This window comes from Saccharomonospora iraqiensis subsp. iraqiensis, assembly GCF_000430445.1.
GTDB classification, from domain to species: Bacteria; Actinomycetota; Actinomycetes; order Mycobacteriales; family Pseudonocardiaceae; genus Saccharomonospora; species Saccharomonospora iraqiensis.
The window spans coordinates 31968-34415 of sequence record NZ_KE387067.1 but is presented as its reverse complement, the minus strand read 5'-3'; the positions used below and the strand labels follow the sequence as shown (position 1 = coordinate 34415).

Below are 2448 nucleotides of genomic sequence, written 5' to 3'. Positions count from 1 at the left end.
GTCCCGGACGCGCACGGCATGGACCCGGCCTCGGTGCTGGCACTGCTGCGGACGTTGGGCGGCACCCCGGGCCGGGTGCTCGTCGTGGGCTGCGAGCCGCAGGACGTGACGGAGGGGATCGGGCTCTCCGAGCCCGTGGAAGCGGCAGTGGAGGACGCGGTGTGGCGGGTGGTCGAACTCGTCGACATCGCCGTGGAGAGAGGTGGTGCCGATGTGTCTCGGCATTCCGGGTGAGATCGTCGAGATCCTCCCGGACCGTCCCGACCTGGCGCGGGTCAACGTCAGCGGTGTGCGCCGGGCGATCAACGTGGGGCTGCTGGAGGCCGACCCACCCCGCCCGGGCGACTGGGTTCTCATCCACGTCGGTTTCGCACTGTCCAAAATCGACGAAGAAGAGGCCGCGGCGGTGTCGCGCTATCTCGAAGAGCTCGGGCAGGCCTACACCGACGAGATCGACGCACTGAGTCAATCGATGATCGAGTGAGGGCGGCGAGGATGCGATTTGTCGACGAGTACCGCGACGCGGACACCGCGCGGGCGCTGGGCGCCCGGATCGCCGAACTGTGCGAACCGGGCCGCGGGTACCAGTTCATGGAGGTGTGCGGCGGGCACACGCACACGATCTACAAGCACGGCATCGCCGACCACCTGCCCGAGCAGGTGTCGCTGGTGCACGGACCGGGCTGCCCGGTGTGCGTCATCCCGATGGGCCGGGTCGACGACGCCATCCACATCGCCTCCCGCCCGGACGTCATCATGACCTCGTTCGGCGACATGATGCGGGTGCCGGGCAGCGACAACACCTTCTTCGACTCGAACGCCGAGGGCACCGACATCCGCATGGTGTACTCCCCGCTCGACTCGCTGAAGATCGCGCGGCAGAACCCGGACAAGCACGTGGTGTTCATGGCGATCGGCTTCGAGACCACGGCCCCGTCGACGGCGATGACCCTGCTGCGCGCCGAGGAGGAGGGCCTGGACAACTTCTCCGTGTTCTGCAACCACGTCACCATCGTCCCCGGCATCAAGGCGATCCTGGACTCCCCCGACCTGCGGCTGGACGGCTTCCTCGGGCCGGGGCACGTCTCCACGGTGATCGGCTGCCGGCCGTACGAGTTCATCCCCGCCGAGTACGGCAAGCCGCTCGTGGTCGCCGGGTTCGAACCGCTGGACCTGCTGCAGTCGGTGCACCAGCTGATGCTCCAGCTCGCCGAGGGCCGCTGCGCGGTGGAGAACCAGTACTCCCGGGTCGTGCCGTGGCAGGGCAACCCGGTGGCCCTGGAGGCGATCAACCGCACGATGCGGCTGCGGCCGTACTTCGAGTGGCGCGGGCTGGGCTTCATCTCACACTCGGCGATGCGGCTGCGGGACGAATACGCCCGGTTCGACGCCGAGCGGATCTTCGACCTGCCCGGCGTGCGGGTGGCCGACCCGAAGGCGTGCCAGTGCGGCGAGGTGCTCAAGGGCGTGCTGAAGCCGTGGGAGTGCAAGGTGTTCGGCACCGCCTGCACCCCGGAGACGCCGATCGGCACCTGCATGGTCTCGCCGGAGGGCGCCTGCGCGGCCTACTACAACTTCGGCCGGTTCACCCGGGAGCGTATCCGGGGCGCCACGGCCCCGTCCGCGGCGACACCGGAGACCGCGGTGACACCGGCGACCACGACCACGGCGACCACGGGGGGCCGGGGATGAGGACCGAGGACGAGGTACTGGACCGCATCGACAAGGCCCGCAGGCGCAAGCCGAAGATGCGGGAGGAACGGATCACCGCCGCGCACGGCGCCGGCGGCAAGGCGAGCCAGACACTGGTCGAGGCGGTGTTCCTGGACTCCTTCCGCAACGCGATGCTGGAACCGCTCGGCGACGCCGCCGACGTGGTGCTCGGCGGCACCCGGCTGGCGATGACCACGGACTCGTTCGTGGTGTCGCCGCTGTTCTTCCCCGGCGGCGACATCGGCGACCTCGCGGTGAACGGCACGGTCAACGACCTCGCCGTCTCCGGTGCCACCCCGTCCTACCTCTCCTGCGGGTTCATCCTGGAGGAGGGATTCCCGGTCGCGGACCTGCGCCGGATCGTCGAGTCGATGACCCGGGCCGCCCGGGCGGCGAACGTGCAGCTCGTCACCGGGGACACCAAGGTGGTCGGCAAGGGCAGCGGCGACGGCTGCTACATCAACACCACCGGCGTCGGTTTCCTCCCGCCCGACCGCGCCCTCGGCATTCACACCGCGCGCCCCGGCGACGCGGTGATCGTCTCCGGGCCGGTCGGCGACCACGGCATCACGGTGCTGCTGGCCCGCGGCGAACTGGACATCGAGCCCGACCGGCTGACCTCCGACACCGCGCCGGTGCACGGGCTGTGCGCCCGGCTGCTGGAGGTGCCCGGCGTGCGGGCCATGCGGGACGCGACGCGGGGCGGGGTGGCGACGGTGCTCAACGAGGTCGCCC

Annotated in this window: 3 protein-coding genes and 1 pseudogene; all 4 read left to right on the top strand. The window is 70.5% G+C overall.

Annotated elements, in window-relative coordinates:
- Positions 1-234 (top strand): annotated as a pseudogene (locus ACTIR_RS0106710) (hydrogenase maturation protease); the annotation flags it as partial.
- Positions 212-484: a HypC/HybG/HupF family hydrogenase formation chaperone gene (locus tag ACTIR_RS0106705; RefSeq protein WP_007024162.1), complete on the top strand. Its 273-nt coding sequence runs from the start codon at positions 212-214 to the stop codon at positions 482-484. The pseudogene ACTIR_RS0106710 and the gene ACTIR_RS0106705, both read left to right, overlap by 23 nt.
- Positions 485-495: 11 nt before the next feature.
- Positions 496-1692, top strand: a complete 1197-nt coding sequence (hypD, locus tag ACTIR_RS0106700) for a hydrogenase formation protein HypD (RefSeq protein ID WP_026453683.1) — start codon at positions 496-498, stop codon at positions 1690-1692.
- Positions 1689-2448, top strand: a 760-nt coding sequence (gene hypE, locus ACTIR_RS22045; RefSeq protein WP_034238728.1) for a hydrogenase expression/formation protein HypE, incomplete at its 3' end; no start/stop codon positions are given. The genes hypD and hypE, both read left to right, overlap by 4 nt.